Genomic DNA, 18,718 nt, shown 5'->3' with positions numbered 1-18,718 from the left:
AAGACCATCAACCCCACAGGTTGATGGTCTTCTATTTAGTTGTTGACCTGGGATTTCGTGGCTTCCGAGGTCTTAGTGCGTTGTTTCGGTATCTGTAGCCGGAACGTGACGCAACTTACGTCACACTCCTTCACAGCAAGGTGATCAAGCAGGCAGGATGCATTCCCGGGCCTGGTCGGTGAGGGAAGGAATTCAGTAATGGCGCAGATCCATCACTTCGACCACGGGTGGATCATCCCGGCGATCAGCTACACGCTGTCCGTACTGGGATCTCTGCTCGGCCTCACCCTCGCGGTGCGGTTCCGTTCGGCCCGCAGCAACAACGAACGCGTGTGGTGGCTGGTTCTCGCCGCCCTCGCGATCGGCGGCACCGCGATCTGGAGCATGCACTTCGTCGCGATGATGGGCTTCAGCGTGGTCGGCACCCCGATCCGCTACGACGTCACGCTCACCGCCGCCAGCGCGATCATCGCGATCGTCGCAGTCGGGGTCGGCCTGGCCATCGCCCTGTTCGGCAAGCGGGCCCAGAACGCGCGCATCCTCACCGGCGGCGTGATCGCCGGCCTCGGGGTGGCCGCGATGCACTACACCGGCATGGCCGCGATGCGCCTCAACGGCGACATCAGCTATGCGAGCACCGAGGTCGGCCTTTCGATCGGCATCGCCGTGGTCGCCGCCTCGGTCGCCCTCTTCCTCGCCGTGACGGTCCGCAAGCCGCTGATCATCTTCGTGTCGGCCCTGGTCATGGGCGTCGCCGTGAACGGCATGCACTTCACCGGCATGTCCGCTATGTCGGTCATGGAGCACGACCCGCAGGCCGCGCTCGAGGGATCCACCGCCACCGGGCTCATCGTCCCGATCGGCCTGGCCGTCATCTTCGGGATCATCGGCCTCGCGTACGCGCTGGCGGCCGCCCCCACCGAGGAGGACCGCGCCGCCGCGGCCTACCTCGCCTCCCGCCGCGAGGCCGGCACCACCGGCGTCATTCCCCGGCAGACGGGTTCCGCGGTCACCCCGGCCGAGCCGCAGCGTGGCTCCTCCGCCCTCGGCGGCGGCTCCTGGACCTACCGGGACCGTTCCAGCCGCTGACGGCTCATGTTTCTCGCTCAGGTGCCGATCTGGTGCGGTATGGCTGTAGGCATCCTGGGCACCGGCTCCTACCTCCCGCACGAGGTAGTGACGAACTCCGACCTGAACACCTGGATCCCCGACGCCGACCCGGACTGGATCCTCCAGGAGACGATGGTCCGGTCGCGGCGGTACGCGGCGCCCGACGAGGCGACCTCGGACCTCGCCGCGCACGCCGCCCGGCAGGCGATCGCGCACGCCGCGCTCACCGCCGGTGACATCGACTTCCTGATCGTGGCGACCGCGACGCCGGACTCACCCCAGCCACCGACCTCGCACCTGGTGCAGGCGGCGATCGGGGCGGACCGGGCGGTCTGCTTCGACCTCAACGTGGTGAGCTCCGGCTTCGTCTTCGCCCTGGGCATCGCGCACAGCCTGGTCGTGGTGAATCCGTCCGCGCGGGTGCTGGTCATCGCGGCCGACGTCTACTCGCGGATCATCGACTTCGCCGACCGGGACACGGCGGTGCTGTTCGGCGATGGCGCGGGCGCCGCGGTGATCGGCACAGTCGGCCACGGGTACGGGATTCTCGACCTCGAACTGGTCTCCCGGGGCTCCGGACATGGACTCATCCACGTCCCGGCCGGTGGCAGCCGCCTGCCGGCCTCGGAGAAGACCCTGGCCAACGCCGACCACTTCCTGCGGATGGACGGGCCGGGCGTCCGCGACTTCGTCGCGTCCGAGGTGCCTTGGGCTTTGGAGGCGCTGCTGCGGCGCACCGGGGTGTACGCGGCGGCGATCGATCACTTCGTGCCACATCAGTCCGACGGGGTCACCGTGACCGAGCTGGTACGGGTGTCCGGCCTGGGCAACGCCCGCACCCACGTGACCCTCGACCGGTACGGCAACCTGGGCAGCGCGTCACTGCCGGTCACCCTGGACGAGGCGGCCCGCACGGGTGCGCTGCGCGACGGCGACCTGGTGCTGCTGGCCGGCTTCGGCGGCGGCATGTCGATCGGCGCCTGCCTGCTGCGGTGGCACCCTATCGAGGCTGTACCAGCCAGTCCCATGCCCGCTTGAGGCTCTGCCCGAGCGTCGCGTCCTGGTCGGCGAGCCGGGCCGCCGGGTCGGCGCTGGGCTCGGGCAGCTCGGCCGCCGGCACCGTGATGATCACGCCGTGCTCGAAGAGACCCTCGACCAGGTTCGCGCGCGCGAACCGGTGTCCGTCGGCGGTCTTCACGATCAGTCCGTGGAACAGGTCGGACTTGTCATCGGCGAGCACGTGCTCCACCTCGCCGGCTCGGCTGCCGGAGGAGTCGAACACGGGCGTGCCGTCGGCGAGCACCAGGTAGGAAACCGGAGCGCCGAGGTCCTCGGGAGCTTGGTTGTCGGTCATGCGTTTCCGGTACCCGCAGATCGCGGGTGCTACACGGGGCGCTCGCCCGGCAGGGTCGCGACCTCGCGGTAGAACCGGTCGATCTGGCGCACGGTCGACTCGAAGTCGTCCAGGCCGAACGGCTTCGTCACGTACGCGTTGGCGCGCTGCTGATAGCTCGCCACGATGTCCGGCGCCGCGCCCGAGGTGGTCAGAATGACCACCGGGATGGCCTTGAGCTTGTCGTCCGTCTTGATCGCGGCGAGCGTCTCGCGCCCGTCCATGCGTGGCATGTTGAGGTCGAGCAGGATCAGATCGGGGCGGGGAGCCTCGGCGAACCGGCCCTCCCGGCGGAGGTAGTCGAGCGCCTCGCGCCCGTCGACCACCCGTTCGACGTTGGTCTCCCGTTCGGTCTGCTCCAACGCCTCGGAGATCATGAGGGCGTCGGCGTCGTCGTCATCGACGACGAGAATCTGCAGGCTCCGCACGGCCGTCCCCCTTATTTGCTGTGCCGCAAGCATAGGGGCAGGTCACGATTCCAACTACGGCTGGGCGGTAGGAATCAGCGTCTTCTCGGTATCGGTTAGGGCCTGCTCGGCCTCCAGTTCGGCGAACCAGCGCAGGACCTGACCGGGGGTCAGGTCGTACCCGGTGGCCCGGGCTCCGGCCCAGTTCACCCCGACCAGCAGGCGGTCGTGCTCGAGGCTCACCATCCAGTTGGACAACCAGTCGTCGATGGTGATCGGGACGACCTCGAACCCGTGGTACGCCGTCACGTGCTTGACGATCAGCTGGGCGCGGGTGGGTTTCGACCAGAAGGGCACGGCGCGGTGTACGCCGTCGGGGTCGGCGGGTGCCGGGTAACCGTTGGCGTCCCGGATCGCGTAGACCCGGCCCTCCTGCGTCACCTCGCGGCGAAACGCCGCCCGGTGGGCTCCGCTGAGCGACATGGGCTCTCCTTTCCGGCGTACGCCATTTCATGGTCGCCGCCTACCGCTGGCCCGTCAGCTTTTCGGCCGAGCCCGGGTAAACATTTTGTACAGGAAAGAGTAGATAAGTCCGAAACGCGCCGTAAAAGCAGGTGCCACTCTGTGAATTGCACCTAGTGTCCGTTCTGCCCGCTATGACCCCGGCGGGGATGTCCGAACTGGCACTGGAGGAATGGGATGAACAAGAGTCGGCGAATCGGGGCGATGGTCGCTCTGGCGACCGCGTCCGTCGGGATGGCAACGGTGACCGCCGTGGCTCCCGCATCCGCGGCCGCGCGCGGGCCACAGCCGGTCTCCAACTGGCTGCGCGCGGTGCGGGCCAACACCGACAGTTGGGTGAGTATCAACTGGCGTACCGACGGGCGGGTCTGCGACGTGGCAGTGCGCGTCTTCGGCCGGGATGTCGAGGTCGACTACCGGGGACGCCGTAACTTCGCGACCCTGGTCCGCGGCAACACGCTCCGGCCGGGACGCACCGACGCGACGCTGATCGCGGTCAACCCGGACTTCAACCGGCCCGGTATCGCGAAGCTGCGCACGGTCATCTCCTTCGACAACTGCAGCCGGCGGGCTCGCACCGAGCTCCGCACGTTCACGCTGACGCTCCCAGTCCTGCGCAACAACTGGCCGGGCCAGTTCCCCGGCGGCCCGGGCGGCCCTGGCGGTCCCGGCGGTCCTGGCGGTCCGGGTTGGCCCACCGGCCCTGGCGGCCCCGGCGGTCCTAGCGGTCCCGGCGGTCCTGGCGGTCCTGGCGGTCCGGGTTGGCCCACCGGCCCGGGCGGCCCCGGTGGTCCTGGCGGTCCGGGTCATCCCGGTGGGCCGGTTGCTCCGGGCATCCCCGGTGCTCAGAACCCGGGCTCGCAGAACCCGAATGCCCAGAACCCGAACAGCCAGAACCCCGTTGCTCAGCCGGGCACTCCGAACCCGGGTCACCCGAGGCCGGGTAGGCCGAAGCCGGCCACGCAGGACCCGGCCCAGACTCCGGCTCAGCAGAACCCGGCCCAGACTCCGGCCCAAACTCCGGCCATGGACCCGGCTCAGGCACCTGCCCAGACTCCGGCCCAGGACCCCGCTCAGGTTCCGGCCCAGACTCCGGCCCAGGACCCGGCCCAGGCTCCGGCTCAGACCACGGCCCAGGACCCGGCTCAAACTCCGGCCCAGGAGCCGACGCAGCCGAAGCCTGGCCCGAAGCCGGACCGGCCGAAGCCGGACCGCCCGAACCCCGGCGCGGGCAGCAACCCCGGCACCGGCAACAACACCGGCCCCAGCAACAACGCCGGCCCCAGCAACCCGGACACCGGCAACCCCGGCCCGCAGCACTGATTCACCGGTAACGGATTCGCTCCCGCGCGGGAAAGGCCGGCGGGCGGCGCAGCTGGAAGGCGCCGAAGATCTACCCGGCGATTACGCCGTACATATAAAGGGATGCGCCCGGCCGGCTGGGGGGCAGTACCGGCCGGGCGCAGCTCCTGATCTACCGGAGGGCCATGATCCCCGCCGGATTGGTGCACACCATGTCGAGCGCCCGAGCGATCACCTCGGGGTCGTAGGCGGAGCCGTGGAACGTCGCCGCCAGATGAAGTGCACCGTTCAATTCGCTTGTGGTGAGCGTGATGCCCTCAGGCTCGGCCAGGGTCGGCACGCTCAGGTTGGCCCGTGACCCCGCGTCGACCGTCCACGGCAGGTCGGACAGAACGTCATGACGGCCCTGGTTGCTGAAGGTGATCCGCGGGCGGGGCGTCTCGGTGATCTTGCTGGGGTACGGATCGGGCATCGCGGGCGCACCCCGCACCGCGATCTCCGCCTCCCGGCGCAGCATCGTCCCCAGGATGCGACCGGACGCGAGCTCGGCCTGGAGGGTCGCGTGGACGGCCCGTGGGTCGGTCAGATCGCGCGGGCTCAGCCGTACCGCCCCGGCGAAGTTGCCGTCGACGTGGACGTCCGGTTCGAGGTACCGCCGGGCGTCGATGTGGAAGTCGGCGCCGCTCAGGTCCGGGTCGAGGCCGACATCGCGCAGTGCCCCCGCGAAGGCCGCGAAGGTGATGGCCGTGGTGGTGACCTCCGGTGCCCGCTCGTCCCGCCATCGCCGTAGGTGACTGAGCACCTCGCCGGAGCGGTCGCTGAGCACCGTGAGCTGCGGCGACCAGTCCCGCAGCGGCTCGCCGGAGGCTTCCGGCCCGGCGCACTCGCGAGCTGGCCACAGGCCGAACCGTTGCAGCCAGGCCCGGGTGAGCGGCCGCCGGATCGAGCGGTGCCCGGACGGCAGCGTGGCGGCCCGGCCCTCGGCGGCAGCCTGCACCAGCTCGCGGAGCAACTCGTTGACCGGGACGGCATCCCCGTACGCGTGGGAGACCTTGACCGCCACGTAGCCGGCGCCGACGACGACGCGCAGCGGATGATGGCCGCGGGGTTCGGCCAGCAGCCGGCTGGCCATCTCGTCGATGTCGACCGTCCAGTCACCCAGGTCGCTGACCGCCTCGCTCACGTAGAGCGCGAACGCTCCGGCGTCCAGGTGTTCCCAGCGGGCGCCGGACCGGTCGAGCCGGGACACGGCCCGGTGCGTCGGATCAGCGGCGTGCAGGCCGACCAGTGCGTTGCGCATCCGTTCGGCGGTTACGCCGTAGAACGGACCGACCGTCCGGATGTTCTCGAGCGGTAGCCAAGCTTGCTCGCTCGGCTTCAAGCTCGTCACGGACATGCATTTCCTCCCCCGGTCAACGCAGTCACCGGGAGCAACGTTAATTACCCGCCGTAGCCGTCAGGTACGGGAGAGCGGACGGGATACCGCGATCTGTCCGGTGTGGACACACAGAAGAGCGGTGGCCGGCGGTGGCCGTTCGGTGGATCTCACAGCCAACCGGCTCGTTTGAGCCGCCAGTAGAGGCCACCGCACACGACGGCGATGACGGCGATGACGGCCGGATAGCCGTACGGGGAGTCGATCCCCGGCATGTGGGTGAAGTTCATGCCGTAGATCCCGGCGATCACGGTGGGGACGGCGGCGATGGCGGCCCACGCGGCGATCATCCGCATGTCGTTGTTCTGGTCCATCGACACCTGCGCGAGGCGGGCCTGCAGGATCGAGTTGAGCAGGTCGTCGAAGCCGGCGACCCGGTCGACGGCCCGGGCGAGCCGGCCGCGCACGTCGACGAAGTAGGGCCGCAACCCGGCCGGCGGGCCGGCCAGATCGAGCAGCCGGTCGAGCGGTTCCTGCAGCGGCAGCACCGCCCGCTTGAACTCGACCATCTCGCGTTTGAGCTGGTAGAAGTGGGTGATCTCGGGGGAGCGCTGGGCGGTGAACGCCTCTTCCTCGAGGCGTTCCAGGTCGCGTTCCACGGCGGCGCCCACGTCCAGGTAGTCGTCGACCATCCGGCTGCCGATCGCGTACGCCACCGCCCACGGCCCGAGCTTCAGCACGGCCGGCCGTTTCTCCAGGTCCTGGCGCACCGGCCAGAGCGCTCCGGGCGCACCGTGCCGGATGGTGATGACGAACCAGCTGCCGATCAGCAGGGTCACGTCGCCGGTGTCGACGACCTCCGAGGTCGCGGTCAGTTCCTCGTGTTCCACGTAGCGGGCGGTCCGCAGCACCAGCCGGGTCACGTCACCGATGGTTTCCAGGGCCGGCCGGTGGCCACCCTCCACGGACTGCTCGACGATCAGCTCGTGCAGGTCGAACGACTCGGCGATGGATCGCATGGTGGCCAGGTCGGGTTCGTGCAACCCGAGCCACACGTAGGTGCCGCGGCGCCGGGCCTGCCGGGCGGCCACGGTGTAGTGCACCGTGCCCGGCCGGCGAGCCCCCGCCGTGTAGATCGCGCAGTCGACCACGGCGTCCGGATTGTGCCGGCGCGGCCGGGTGACGGCCCGCTCCGGTCGAGGGTTGATCCCCTCGATGAGCCGTCCGATCGCCCGCGGAATGATCTCCGTCGGTCTCCGCTGTCGCCATCCGAACATGTCGGCCCTCCGCGTTGTCGTCGCCGCGCGGGTCGACGGTAGCGGTCACGTCGAACGGTTCATCGCACGCACGCCGACGAACAGCCCGAATGCTCCGACCGCGGCCGCCGCGACCAGCCCGGTGACGGTGGTCGACTGCCAGATGTCCCCGGTGAACAGCGCCCGCTCGGCGTCCACCACGTAGCGCAGCGGGTTGAATGACGCAAGCGTGCGCAGCCAGCCCGGACCGCCGTCCAGCGGGAGCAGCACGCCCGCGAGCAGCAGGATCGGGAACAGCAGCGTCTGCTGCACGACCCAGAACATCCACTCCTGGTGCTTGGCCGCGAGCGCGAGCGCGTAGGAGAGCGCGCCCAGCCCGATGCTGAAACCGGCCAGGATGACCAGCCCGAGCAGCGCGCCGCCGACGCTCAAGCGATAGCCGAACGGCAAGCAGACCACCACGATCAGGGCCGCCTGCGCCACCATCGGAACGATCTCCTTGAGGGCGCGCCCGATCAGCAGGGCCGGCCGCCGCAGCGGGGTGACAAGCATCCGTTCGTGCGACCCGGTCTGAATCTCGAACAGCAGGTTGGACCCGGTCATCGACGACGCGAACAGGCACGACATCACGATGATGCCGGGCACGAACCAGCGCAGCGCCTCGCTCTTGTCGCCGGGCAGCAGCGGCGCGAACAGCGCCAGGAACACCAGCGGCTGCACCATCGAGATGATGATCGTGAACGGGTCGTACCGCAGCGGCCGCAGTTCGCGGCTGAACACGGTGCGGGTGTCGGCAACGAGTGACGTCATGATTCAGACCTCCACGAGTTCCACGGCCGGCTGACGGTCGGCGTTCGCGCCGCCCTCGCGCAGACTGCGCCCGGTCAGGGTGAGAAAAACGTCGTCCAGCGTCGGCCGGATGACCTCGACCGACGCCGCCGGCAGGCCGGCGGAGCGCAGATCCTCGAGCAACCCCGGCACCTGCCGCGGCCCACCCTGGGTGCGGATCCGCAGCTCTTTCCCGTACGGGTGGGAGTCCCGCCCGGACAGCGTGGCGGCCGCCGCGGTGGTCTCCTGCTCGGAGTCGAACCCGAGCAGGATGGTGTCGCCCACGTGCTCGGCCTTGAGCCGGGCCGGTGAGTCGTCGGCGATGACCCGCCCGTGGTCGACCACGATGACCCGCTCGGCCATCGAGTCGGCCTCGTCCAGGTAATGCGTGGTCAGCACGATCGTGGTGCCGTGCTCGGCCCGCAGCCGCAGGATGTGTTCCTGCAGGTTGGCCCGGTTCTGCGGATCGAGCCCGGTGGACGGCTCGTCGAGGAAGAGCAGTTCGGGCGCGTGGATCAGGCCCATCGCGATGTCGAGTCGCCGCCGCTGCCCGCCGGACAGGGTGGCCACCTTCCGATCGGCCACCTCGCCGAGCCCGAGCGACTCGATCAGCTCGGCCGCGCGAGCCCGGGCCGGTCGCACGCCCATCCCGTAGGCGCGCCCCTGGCTGATCAGCTCGTCCCGCCCGCGCTGGCTGTGCCCGGCCCCGTTGCCCTGCCCGATGTACCCGATTCGCTGCCGCACCTCACGCTGCCGGCGCACCACGTCGAAGCCGGCGACGGTGGCGGTGCCCGCGGTCGGCGGGATCAGCGTCGTCAGCATCCGCAGCGTCGTCGACTTGCCGGCCCCGTTCGGCCCGAGCAGTGCGACCAGCTCACCGCGCGCCACCGTCAGATCGATCCCGTCGACCGCGCGGACGTCCTTGAAGTGCTTGGTCAGCCCTCGTGTCTCAATCATGTGCCCCACGCTAGGTTTCATTGCGGACAGTTTTTGACCGGATAGTGATGGACTCTGGATTTATGGCGAACACGAGTGCCCGCATGCTGCGTCTGCTCTCCCTGCTGCAGACCCACCGCTACTGGCCCGGCGCCGAGCTGGCGGACCGCCTCGAGGTGAGCCCCCGCACGCTCCGCCGCGACGTGGACCGGCTGCGCGACCTGGGTTATCCGGTGGACGCCAACCGCGGTGCCGCGGGCGGCTACCAGTTGCAGGCGGGCGCCGCTGTACCCCCGCTGCTGCTGGACGACGACGAGGCGGTGGCCATCGCGGTGGGACTGCGCACCGCCGCCGCCGGGTCGGTGGCCGGCTTCGAGGAGACCTCGGTCCGCGCCCTGGCCAAGGTCATTCAGTTACTGCCACCCCGCCTGCGCCGCCGCATCGACGCCCTGCGGACCGCCACCGCCCCCGGCGGCATCTTCGGCGGTGGCCCGACGCTGGACGCCGAGGTGCTGACCACGCTGGCCCTGGCCTGCCGGGGCGAGGAACGCCTGCGCTTCGCCTACACCCCGCGCGGGCGCGAGACCGCCGCCCGCCACGCCGAACCCCACCGCCTGGTTTCACTGGGCCGTAACTGGTACCTGGTCGCCTGGGACCTCGACCGGGCCGACTGGCGGAGCTTCCGGGTGGACCGGCTGACCGACCCGGCCCCCACCGGAGCCCGTTTCCGCCCCCGCGAGATCCCCGGCGGCGACCCGGTCGCCTGGTTGCGCTCCCGGATAGCCACCATCCCCAACCGTTACGACGTCTCGGTGCTCCTCCAATCCCCGCCGGAACAGGTCCGCGCGGTAGTAGGTCATTGGGCCAAGGTCGAGCCCGTGCAAGCAGACACGTGCCGACTTCGGATGAATGTGGACGACCTCGGATGGCCGGTCATGGTGCTCGGGGTGATGGGGGTGCCCTTCACCATCGAGTCGCCGCCGGAACTGCGGGATCGCGCTCGCGCAGCGGGCGAGGCCCTGTTGCGCGGCGCCGCCTGACCGGCGTCTCCCGAACCTGCGTCAGGCTTTGGACGGATCGGCGCCCCCGTGGCGCCGATCCGCACCAGAAAGCTATCGACCGCCTACGACATTTTCCGGGATCGCCTAACCGTCTGCTTATATAAGAATCGACGGATTTTCTCCGCGCGGGCGGCCGCGCCGAAATCAGTTGGGACAACTCAGGAGCGGGCGGGAGGATGAGTCGGTGACGATGCTGCCGACCTCCGCCGATGACCTGGTCGCCCTGGGCCGGCCGGTCAAATATCTGCTGTTCTGGGGCCATCGGCCGCAGCGGGACGGCAGCGTCGGCGCCGGGTGCCTGAGCCAGTGGTGGCCGGTCGAGTTCACCGTGGACGGCGTCGTGTTCGCCAGCGCCGAGCACTACATGATGTGGCGCAAGGCCATGCTCTTCGGCGACCACGAGACGGCCGACCGCATCGTGCGGGCCGGACATCCGCGGGACGCGAAGATGCTGGGCCGCGGGGTGGCCGGCTTCGACGAGCAGACCTGGCTGGAGCAGCGTTTTCCGATCGTGGTCGAGGCGAGCCGGGCCAAGTTCGGGCAGCATGCCGACCTGCGGGCATGGCTTCTCGGCACCGGGAACCGGGTGCTGGTGGAGGCGAGCCCGACCGACCGGATCTGGGGGATCGGCCTGGCCGCGGCCGATCCGCGGGCCACCGACCCGGCGCGGTGGCAGGGCCTCAATCTTCTGGGCTTCGCTCTCATGCGGGCGCGCGCCGACCTGGCAGAGTGAGGGTCATGACTGCCCTCGGTGCTATTTCGCTGCCGCAGAACCCGCCGGAGAAGCTTCGGGCGATTGCGCAGGCCGCCGACGCGGCCGGCCTCGAGGAGCTGTGGCTCTGGGAGGACTGCTTTCTCAGCGGTGGGGTCGCGGCGGCCGCGGCCGCCCTTGCCTGGACCGAGAACCTCAAGGTCGGCATCGGCATCATGCCGGTGCCGTTCCGCAACGTGGCGCTGTGCGCCATGGAGGTGGCGGCGCTGAGCCGGATGTCCGGCGGCCGGGCGCTGCCCGGCATCGGACACGGCGTGCAGGATTGGATGGGCCAGGTGGGTGCCCGCGCGGCGTCGCCCCTCACGCTGCTCCGGGAGTACGCGACTGCCCTGCGTTCCCTGCTGAGCGGGGAGACGGTGACGACCCAGGGGCGGTACGTGAAGCTGGACGGCGTGAAGCTGGACTGGCCGCCCGCCCAGGTTCCGCCGATCTACGTGGGCGCGACCGGCCCCAAGACCCTCGCGCTGGCCGGCCAGGTGGGCGACGGCACGGTGCTGACCGGCGGCACGTCCCCGGCCGGCATCGCGGCGGCCTTGACGCACATCGCCGGGCCGGCCTCGCACGAGCTTGTCGCGTTCGTCCCGGCCGCGTTCGGGCCGGACGGCACCGAGCGCCTGCTGGCGCAGCAGAAGGCGTACGGCATCGACGTCCCCGGCGTCTCCGGCACCCCGGAGGAGATGGCGGCCGGCCTGCGCGAGTTCATCGACGGCGGTGCCACCAAGCTGATCCTGCAGCCCACCGTCGACGAACCGGATCCGGTCGATTTCGTGGCCCGGGTCGCCACCGAGATCCGCCCCCTGATCAGCTGACCGGGCGACGCACGTCACGTGCCCCCAAACATGTCGGACCTTTTCGATAGCCTCGGGATCGTGGTGATCGAGGAGGTCTTGTGGTGACGCGTTATGTCGCGATCGGGGACAGCTACACCGAGGGCCTCGGCGATACGTTGCCGGACGGCACCGAGCGTGGCTGGGCCGATCTGGTGGCTTCCGGCCTGGCGGCCGGGCAGAACGAACCGGTCGAATACGCCAACCTGGCCATCCGCGGGCGGCTGCTGGGGTCGATCGTCGGCGAGCAGCTGGACGCCGCGCTGGCCCTGTCGCCGGCCCCGACGATGCTGTCGCTGGCCGGCGGTGGCAACGACATGATGCGGCCGGGCAGCGACATGTCCCAGCTGGTCGGGATGACCGAGCGGGCGCTGCAGCGGTGTGCCGACGCCGGCGTGCAGGTGGTACTGCTCAGCGGGGCCGACCCGTCGGCCCGGCTGCCGTTCGGCAGCATGATGGCCCGGCGCGGCGAGGAGTTGACCTCGGCGGTGGCGAAGTTCGCCGGCGACTACGGGGTCACCTTCGTCGACGTCTTCCACGACCAGGAGATCCGCCGGGCCGGTTACTGGTCGGCCGACCGCCTGCACCTCAACTCGGCCGGCCACCGCCGGGTCGCGGGCCTGGTGCTGAGCGCGCTGGGGCACCCCACCGAGGCACACGTGATCGATTCCGGTCCGGCCGAGCGCGGCGGGGTGCTGGCCGAGGCCCGCTACTACCGCGAGCACGTCCTGCCGTGGCTCAACCGCCGCCTGCGCGGGCAGTCGTCGGGCGACGACCGCACCGGCAAATACCTCGACTGGATCAAGGTAGAAGCGGCCTGAGGCGCACGTGGTCGTCATGCCACACGTCGCCCACCAGGAACCGTTTCACCCCGACGACCTCGAAGCCCTGCTTGGTGTAGAACTTCGCGGCCCGCTCGTTGCGCTGGTTGACGCCGAGCCAGCAGAACTCCGCGCCGGTGCCGGCGGCCTCGGTCAGGGTGGCCGCCATCAGGGCCGCGGCCACGCCGGAACCGTGCCGGTCCGGTGCCAGGTAGAACTTGCTCAGCTCGATGCTGGACTTGCCGTAACTGGCCGCCGCCACGGTTGCCGCCACCTCGGGGTCGGCGATCGGCCCGCCGACCAGCATCGAGTAACCCACCGGCACCCCGTCCGCCGCGGCGAGCAGGACGATCCGCTCGGGGTCGGCCAGATAGGCGCGGAAGTTGTCCGCGGACAGGTTCTTCGCGATGAACGCGTCGATGTCGCTCTGCAGCGTGCCGGGCGGGCAGGCCAGCCCGAACGTGAGCGCGGCGAGATCGTGCAGGAGGGCGGCGTCGGAAAGCTCGGCGCGACGGGTCGTGATCGACATGGAAAGACAGTTTAAGGTTTCTCGCGTGCGCGCAACCTTGAGACGGCTCGGCGACGTGATCCCCCTTCCGGTGTCGGTGCGGCCCGAAGCGGCCGCAAACTTCCAGGTGTCTCCCACGGTGGCGGTGAGCGCGGACCCGGCGGCCGCGGGCATCGCCGAGCAGGTGGCCGAGCTGCTGCGGCGAGTCACCGGCCACCCCGTGCCGGTGACCGAGGCCGGCGGGTCGATCAAAATTCTGCTCGAGGGGTACGACAAGAACGAGGCCTACCGGATCGACGTGGCGGCCACCGGGGTGACCCTTCGCGCCGCGACCGAGCAGGGCCTCTTCAACGCCCTGCAGACGCTGCGTCAACTGCTGCCGGAAGGCCGGGCCGACGAGGTGGTCCTGCCCGGCGGCACCATCGAGGACGAGCCGCGTTTCGCCTACCGGGGCACGATGCTCGACCTGGCCCGGCACTTCTTCACCCCGGACGAGATCAAGTCGTACCTCGATCAGATCGTCCAATTCAAGATCAATCACCTGCACCTGCACCTCAGCGACGACCAGGGCTGGCGGCTGGAGATCCCCGGCTGGCCCCGGCTCACCGAGGTCAGCGGCGGCGAGGGCACCGGCGTCGACGGCGTCGGCGGCGGCTTCCTGACCACGGCCGAATACACCGATCTGGTCGCCTACGCCGAACGCCGGTTCGTCACGATCGTCCCCGAGATCGATCTCCCCGGGCACGTCAACGCGGCCCAGGTCGCCTACCCCGAGCTGACCTGCGACGGCGAGCAGCTCACCGCGCGCACCGACGCCGAGGTCGGCTACAGCTCGCTCTGCGCGAACCGGGAGGAGACCTACGCGTTCGTCGAGGACGTGATCCGCGAGGTGGCCGCCCTGACCCCGGGGCCGTTCCTGCACATCGGCGGCGACGAGGCGTTCTCCACCCCGCCCGAGGACTACCGCACGTTTCTGAACCGGGTGCTGCCGATGCCCGGGAAGTACGGCAAGCGGGCGGTCGGCTGGCACGAGATGGCCGCGGTCGAGCTCCCGCCGAGCGCGGTGCCGCAGTACTGGCGGATCGAACCGGCCGACGACGGCGTGGCCCGGGCCGCCCGGGACGGTCACCAGGTGATCATGTCGCCGGCCGATCGCAGCTACCTGGACATGAAGTACGACAAGGACTCCCCGCTCGGCCTGGACTGGGCCGGCGTGGTCGGGGTGGAGCGGTCCTACGACTGGGACCCGGCCGACCGGCTGCCGGGCGTGGGGGAGGAGTCGCTGCTCGGCGTCGAGGCCCCGCTCTGGTCGGAGACCCTGCGCTCGCCGGCCGACGTCGAGTTCATGGCGTTCCCGCGGCTCCCGGCGATCGCCGAGATCGGCTGGACCCCGCGGGCGGCCCGCGACTGGGCGTCGTTCCAGGCCCGGGTGGCCGCCTTCGGCCCGCGCTGGACCACCCAGGGCGTCAACTTCCACCGCTCCCGGGAGATCGACTGGGAGAGCCCGGAAGGCTAGGCCACCACGATCCGGGGACCGTCGGCGACCCGGGCCGGGATCCGGGACAGGTCGATCGACAGGTCCTGCGGCGGCAGGTAGTACTCCAGCCGGGCCAGCCGCTGCGCGATCGTCTGGAGCACGGCGACGGTGATCTGCTCACCCGGGCAGCGATGCCCGGTGCGCGGGTCGCCGCCGCCCTGCGGGATCAGCTCGAACTCGCCGACCGGACGGTCGAGGAAACGCTCCGGCCGGAACGCGTACGGCTCCGGCCAGACCCGCTCGTCGTGGTGCTGGCCGTACACGTCGAGCAGGACCAGGCTGCCGCGCGCGATGTCGGTCCGCTGGAAGTACAGATCGCGGGCGGCCCGACCGCCGAGGAACGGGACGAACGGGTAGAACCGCCGCACCTCCTGCACGAACGCGAGAGCGTACCGATCGTCGTCGAGCCGGGCCCGGACGTGCGGGTGTCGTTCCATCGCGTGCGCCGCGAACGCGACCAGGTAGGTCACGGCGGTTGCCGGCCGGATCAGGTTGATGATCTCGACGGCCGCGGTCCGCGCGTCCATCAGGTAACCGTCGGCGGTGTGGTGTGCGATCGCGGACAACGGACTCGGGGACGGCTCTTCCCGGCGTACCTCCTCAATAAGCCGAGCCAACCGTCGTTCCCGCCGCCGGCGCGCCAGCCGGGCCCGCGCATGGCGCGGACCGGCGGTCGCAAAACCATCGACCATCGCCACCATGTCCGAGGCCAGGGCGTCCCGGTCACCCTCTTCCAGCGGTACGCCGACCCAGCGGCCTACTGCTTCCGAGATCACCCGGGCCGTTTCGTCGAACAGAGAGACCGAGGGTCCACCCCGCCAGCGGTCGGCCGCCTCGTCGAACGCCGTCCCGACGTGCTTGGCCAGGGTGTCCACCCCGTCGCCGAGCAGCAGCGCGACGAACAGCGCCTTGCGTAACTCGTGCGCCCGCCCGTCGAGGGTGTGCACCGCACCCCGGCCGAACAGCGTGTCGAGCACCGGCCCGGGGATCGCACCGTGCCGCTCGATGTTGCCGGCCGTGTAGAAGAACTCGGCCGCGGTCGGCCCGCCGATCGCGACGGCCGGCCGGCCCAGCAGCCGGATCGGCGCGGGTTGGCCGTGGGTGCGCCGTCTCAGGTCCGGCAGCCAGGCATATCCCTTGATCGGGAGGGCGAGGGTCTGGTCGAGGCCCACCGTGGCCATCCGTATCCCCTTCCGTGACCGCCTGCGAGTCGGGCGCAAAACTTCCTTAATTCTTCCCGTCGCCGGACTCGGCGTCTGGCGTTTCTGTCGGTGGGCCGTTCTAGGCTGTGCCCCGATCTGTTCGATGGAACGACGGAGGTCGGTGTGCAAGACGGCAGCCATTCACGAATCTCGGCGTCCAGGTTCGCCGGGTTCCTGCTGGTGGCATGGCTGCAGGTGGTGGCGACGCTGCTCGCCGTGCTGCTGGTGCTGTCGTTGTTGCCCGGCGCGGCCGCGGTGCGGCTCGCCGTCCCGCTGGTCATAGCCACCGCCGGCCTGCTCTGGTGGGCGACGGTCCGGGCCCTGCGGCTGCGCCGGCCCAGCCCGGCCGGCGTGCCGGTGACCAGGAAAGACGCGCCCGCGCTGTGGTCGATGATCGACGACGCGGCCACCGCCGCCGGGGTCCGGCCGCCCGACGTGGTGACCGTGGTGGCCGGCGCGGCGGTGACCCTGGCCGAGCATTCCCGGCTGGCCGGCCTGCTCGGCGGCCGGCGCGAGCTGTTCCTCGGCATGCCGGTCCTGCTGGCCTGGGACGAAGCGTGGCTGCGGGCCGCGGTCGCGCACGAGCTGGCGCACGGCACCCCGAAACTGGGCCGGTTCGCCCCGATGGCCTATCGGGGCCGGGCCGCCCTGGCCCGGATCGTGCCGCGCATCCCGTCCCGCAGCCCGGCCGGCCCGGTGCTGCGCGCCTACGCCCGGTGGTATGCGAAGGCCGACGCCCCCTTCGCCCGCGAGCAGGAGCTGGTCGCCGACCGGATCGCGGCCGAGTTCGCGGGCGGCCGGGCCGCCACCGGCGTCCTGCGCGACGCACCCGCACTCGAGGGCCTGCAGCAGCTGTTCCACGCCGAATATCTCAGTCCCGGCTGGCAGGCCGGGGTCGTACCGGACGACGTGTTCGGCGGTTTCCTGCGGGTGCTGGCCGCCCGGGCCGACGACCTGGCGCTGCTGCGCGCGGCCGAGCCGGAGCCGCCGGGTGAGTGGGACCGGCATCCGCCGCTGCACGAGCGGCTGGCCGCACTGGCCGAGCTGACCGTCGAGGGGCCCGACCGGGCCGAGCCGGCCGCGGCCGGCGATCTGCTGCCCGAGCTGCCCAGCCTGGGCCGGGCGCTGCAGGCGGTGGCGTTCCCGCCGGCCGGGCGCACGGTCACCGGGTGGGACGAGTTCTTCGGCGCGGCCCGGCTCGCCGAGATGGAACGGGAGGCCGACGCGTCGCTGCGGGCGATCTCCCGGGTGGCCGGCTCGCCGGTGACCGGCGCGGCCGACGTGCTCGAGCTGGCCGCCGACGGCCGGCTTCGCAAGATCGCCGAGACCGTCTTCGGCGATCTGCCGGCCGAGGAGACCTCGATCCGGATCGCCGAGCTGATCGCGCTGTTGCTGGCGCTGGCCGCGCTGCACGGCGGGGTGGCGCGCTGGCGGCACAGCTGGATGGGTACGGCCGAGGTGGTCGCGGCCGACGGAGCACACCTCGATCTGACCGTCGCGGCCGAGCTGGCCGGCGACCCGGCCACGGTCGGCGAGGCCCGGGAGCGCATCGCCGCGATGGGCATCGACCCGGCCGCCACCGCTCCGGCCGGCGAGGGCCGTCCGCGGCCCCGGGTCCCGGTGCTCGGCGGGGTGGTAAACGTGCTGGTGGACGGCGTGCGCAGCGACCTGCTGATCGTCGAGACCGGCCTGGTGCTGGTGGCCGGCCTGCCCCGGTCGCGCAACGGCGAGGCGAAACGGCGGCTGAGCCGGCTGGCCGGCGACGGGGTGCTGGCCGACGGCACCCCGGCCGGCGATCCGGCGGTCGAGGGCGGCAGCCGGTTCGTGCCGTTCACCGAACTGGCCGGCGCGTCAGCGAACCGCAACGGCCGCCGGTCCTGGGCGATGAACCTGCGCGACGGCGGTTCGATAAACGTCCGCACGGCCCTGGACTCGGACGAACTGCCCGGCGGCTGGACGGCCCTCGACGACGCTGTGGCGTACCTCACCAGCCCACGCTGAGCCGCCCCGCGCTGAGCCGCCCCGCGCCGAGCCGGCCCGTGCTGACCGGCCCGCGCTGGGCTGGCCCGCGCTGAGCCGGCCCCGCGTTGGGTCGGCCCGCGCTGGGCGACCGGCGTTCCAGACTGCGCGCAAAGCGGCGCTTGTCGTTCTGAACTTCCCGAGCAGCGGCTCCGTGACCCTGAGCAGACGTCTCATCCACGACGAATGAGCAACTGAGCGATCACCTTGCGTCACAATAGCCTCAGCGGTTGTTCGCTTCGCGTTTCCGGAAATGGGTAGTGATGTGCCGGGATGCGGCCGGATGATCGTGTTGACACGGGGAGGTCACTGATGGAACGGGGACCGACGGCGCTCTTCTGGGCGATCGTCGCGGTGGGGATCGGCCCGGCGATGTGGTTGGGAGTCCGGCTTGGCGCGGTCGAGGTCGCGCCATCGGACCGGCCGGCCGTCGTCGGTGAGCGCACTTCCGGCCCGGACCGCCTGGTGGGCGGCGAGGGCGCGGGCGAGAGCCCGCTCGATGACCCGGCCGTCAACGCCACCCCGCGCGGCCGAGTTCTGCCGCTGACGACGTCAGCGTCACCGTCGCCGTCCGCCTCCACGAGCACCTCGCCGTCGCCGGCCCGCACCACGTCGGCGACCCCGAGCTCCGAGCCCAGCACCACGCCGCAGTCCACCCCGCCCACCGAATCCACGACCACCCCCACCACCGCGCCGACCGACAGCACCACCGCGCCGACGGTCGCTCCCGACCCGCCGCCCACCGGCGCCGGCGACCCGACCGGCCCGGGCGGCGGCTCCGGCCAGCCCAGCAGCGGCAACAGCGGCGGCATCGGCGCCGGCTCCGCACAGGGCTGACCCCC

At 71.2% G+C, this 18,718-nt stretch carries 19 protein-coding genes; 10 read left to right on the top strand and 9 right to left on the bottom strand.

What is annotated here, in order from left to right; genetic code table 11:
* Positions 1 to 198: 198 nt before the first annotated feature.
* Together Ate02nite_RS08445 and Ate02nite_RS08440 are read left to right on the top strand one after the other, a co-directional pair.
* The gene (locus tag Ate02nite_RS08445; protein ID WP_203801754.1) at positions 199 to 1,089 is read left to right on the top strand and encodes an MHYT domain-containing protein; all 891 of its coding nucleotides are present in this window, start codon (positions 199 to 201) and stop codon (positions 1,087 to 1,089) included.
* A 39-nt stretch (positions 1,090 to 1,128) separates the two neighbouring features.
* Complete coding sequence (locus Ate02nite_RS08440) at positions 1,129 to 2,148, top strand: 3-oxoacyl-ACP synthase III family protein (protein WP_203801751.1); 1,020 nt, start codon at positions 1,129 to 1,131, stop codon at positions 2,146 to 2,148.
* On the opposite strand, the gene Ate02nite_RS08435 is transcribed toward Ate02nite_RS08440, so the two are convergent.
* Genes Ate02nite_RS08435 through Ate02nite_RS08425 form a run of 3 tightly spaced genes read right to left on the bottom strand, consistent with a single transcriptional unit; the run spans position 2,111 to position 3,393 of the window.
* The gene (locus Ate02nite_RS08435; RefSeq protein WP_203801748.1) at positions 2,111 to 2,464 is read right to left on the bottom strand and encodes a PRC-barrel domain-containing protein; all 354 of its coding nucleotides are present in this window, start codon (positions 2,462 to 2,464) and stop codon (positions 2,111 to 2,113) included. The genes Ate02nite_RS08440 and Ate02nite_RS08435 overlap by 38 nt on opposite strands.
* Before the next feature lie 29 nt (positions 2,465 to 2,493).
* Positions 2,494 to 2,931 carry a response regulator gene (locus tag Ate02nite_RS08430; RefSeq protein ID WP_239147231.1) on the bottom strand — a complete coding sequence of 146 codons (438 nt, stop codon included), beginning with the start codon at positions 2,929 to 2,931 and terminating at the stop codon, positions 2,494 to 2,496.
* A 54-nt stretch (positions 2,932 to 2,985) separates the two neighbouring features.
* Positions 2,986 to 3,393, bottom strand: a complete 408-nt coding sequence (locus Ate02nite_RS08425; protein WP_203801745.1) for a DUF2750 domain-containing protein — start codon at positions 3,391 to 3,393, stop codon at positions 2,986 to 2,988.
* Positions 3,394 to 3,684: 291 nt separating this feature from the next.
* Here Ate02nite_RS08425 and Ate02nite_RS48645 point away from each other — a divergent pair, with 291 nt between their 5' ends.
* A complete protein-coding gene (locus tag Ate02nite_RS48645; RefSeq protein WP_239147230.1) occupies positions 3,685 to 4,755 on the top strand; it encodes a hypothetical protein in 1,071 nt (356 codons plus the stop codon).
* 151 nt (positions 4,756 to 4,906) lie between these two features.
* Here the strand turns inward: Ate02nite_RS48645 and Ate02nite_RS08410 are convergent, their stop codons facing one another.
* The 4 genes from Ate02nite_RS08410 to Ate02nite_RS08395 all read right to left on the bottom strand — a co-directional run bounded on the left by Ate02nite_RS08410 (position 4,907) and on the right by Ate02nite_RS08395 (position 9,150).
* Positions 4,907 to 6,130: a hypothetical protein gene (locus Ate02nite_RS08410; RefSeq protein WP_203801739.1), complete on the bottom strand. Its 1,224-nt coding sequence runs from the start codon at positions 6,128 to 6,130 to the stop codon at positions 4,907 to 4,909.
* 149 nt (positions 6,131 to 6,279) lie between these two features.
* A complete protein-coding gene (locus tag Ate02nite_RS08405) occupies positions 6,280 to 7,386 on the bottom strand; it encodes a magnesium and cobalt transport protein CorA (protein WP_203801737.1) in 1,107 nt (368 codons plus the stop codon).
* A gap of 45 nt (positions 7,387 to 7,431) precedes the next feature.
* Positions 7,432 to 8,175, bottom strand: a complete 744-nt coding sequence (locus Ate02nite_RS08400) for an ABC transporter permease (protein ID WP_203801734.1) — start codon at positions 8,173 to 8,175, stop codon at positions 7,432 to 7,434.
* Positions 8,176 to 8,178: 3 nt separating this feature from the next.
* Positions 8,179 to 9,150: an ABC transporter ATP-binding protein gene (locus Ate02nite_RS08395; RefSeq protein WP_203801731.1), complete on the bottom strand. Its 972-nt coding sequence runs from the start codon at positions 9,148 to 9,150 to the stop codon at positions 8,179 to 8,181.
* 62 nt (positions 9,151 to 9,212) lie between these two features.
* Between Ate02nite_RS08395 and Ate02nite_RS08390 the strand changes: the two genes are divergently transcribed.
* The 4 genes from Ate02nite_RS08390 to Ate02nite_RS08375 all read left to right on the top strand — a co-directional run bounded on the left by Ate02nite_RS08390 (position 9,213) and on the right by Ate02nite_RS08375 (position 12,610).
* Positions 9,213 to 10,169, top strand: coding sequence for a helix-turn-helix transcriptional regulator (locus Ate02nite_RS08390; protein WP_239147229.1), 957 nt, complete (start codon positions 9,213 to 9,215; stop codon positions 10,167 to 10,169).
* Positions 10,170 to 10,380: 211 nt separating this feature from the next.
* Positions 10,381 to 10,923 (top strand): riboflavin biosynthesis intermediates N-glycosidase, encoded by a 543-nt coding sequence (gene ybiA / locus Ate02nite_RS08385; protein ID WP_203802155.1) that lies wholly within the window; start codon positions 10,381 to 10,383, stop codon positions 10,921 to 10,923.
* A 5-nt stretch (positions 10,924 to 10,928) separates the two neighbouring features.
* Complete coding sequence (locus tag Ate02nite_RS08380; protein ID WP_203801721.1) at positions 10,929 to 11,771, top strand: LLM class flavin-dependent oxidoreductase; 843 nt, start codon at positions 10,929 to 10,931, stop codon at positions 11,769 to 11,771.
* 83 nt (positions 11,772 to 11,854) lie between these two features.
* Positions 11,855 to 12,610 (top strand): SGNH/GDSL hydrolase family protein, encoded by a 756-nt coding sequence (locus tag Ate02nite_RS08375; protein WP_203801718.1) that lies wholly within the window; start codon positions 11,855 to 11,857, stop codon positions 12,608 to 12,610.
* Here the strand turns inward: Ate02nite_RS08375 and Ate02nite_RS08370 are convergent.
* Complete coding sequence (locus Ate02nite_RS08370) at positions 12,591 to 13,139, bottom strand: GNAT family N-acetyltransferase (RefSeq protein WP_203801715.1); 549 nt, start codon at positions 13,137 to 13,139, stop codon at positions 12,591 to 12,593. The two genes, Ate02nite_RS08375 and Ate02nite_RS08370, sit on opposite strands and share 20 nt — an antisense overlap.
* Positions 13,140 to 13,164: 25 nt before the next feature.
* Between Ate02nite_RS08370 and Ate02nite_RS08365 the strand changes: the two genes are divergently transcribed.
* On the top strand, positions 13,165 to 14,634 hold the full coding sequence (locus Ate02nite_RS08365) for a beta-N-acetylhexosaminidase (RefSeq protein WP_239147228.1): 1,470 nt from the start codon (positions 13,165 to 13,167) through the stop codon (positions 14,632 to 14,634).
* On the opposite strand, the gene Ate02nite_RS08360 is transcribed toward Ate02nite_RS08365, so the two are convergent.
* Positions 14,631 to 15,836 carry a cytochrome P450 gene (locus tag Ate02nite_RS08360; protein ID WP_203801711.1) on the bottom strand — a complete coding sequence of 402 codons (1,206 nt, stop codon included), beginning with the start codon at positions 15,834 to 15,836 and terminating at the stop codon, positions 14,631 to 14,633. The genes Ate02nite_RS08365 and Ate02nite_RS08360 overlap by 4 nt on opposite strands.
* 144 nt (positions 15,837 to 15,980) lie before the next feature.
* On the opposite strand from Ate02nite_RS08360, the gene Ate02nite_RS08355 reads away from it, so the two are divergent.
* Complete coding sequence (locus tag Ate02nite_RS08355) at positions 15,981 to 17,858, top strand: M48 family metallopeptidase (protein ID WP_203801709.1); 1,878 nt, start codon at positions 15,981 to 15,983, stop codon at positions 17,856 to 17,858.
* A gap of 330 nt (positions 17,859 to 18,188) precedes the next feature.
* The gene (locus Ate02nite_RS08350; protein ID WP_203801707.1) at positions 18,189 to 18,713 is read left to right on the top strand and encodes a hypothetical protein; all 525 of its coding nucleotides are present in this window, start codon (positions 18,189 to 18,191) and stop codon (positions 18,711 to 18,713) included.
* Positions 18,714 to 18,718 lie beyond the last annotated feature (5 nt).

It is taken from the genome of Paractinoplanes tereljensis (assembly GCF_016862435.1).
In the GTDB taxonomy this organism is placed as follows: Bacteria; Actinomycetota; Actinomycetes; order Mycobacteriales; family Micromonosporaceae; genus Actinoplanes; species Actinoplanes tereljensis.
This window is presented reverse-complemented; position numbering and strand designations above follow the sequence as displayed.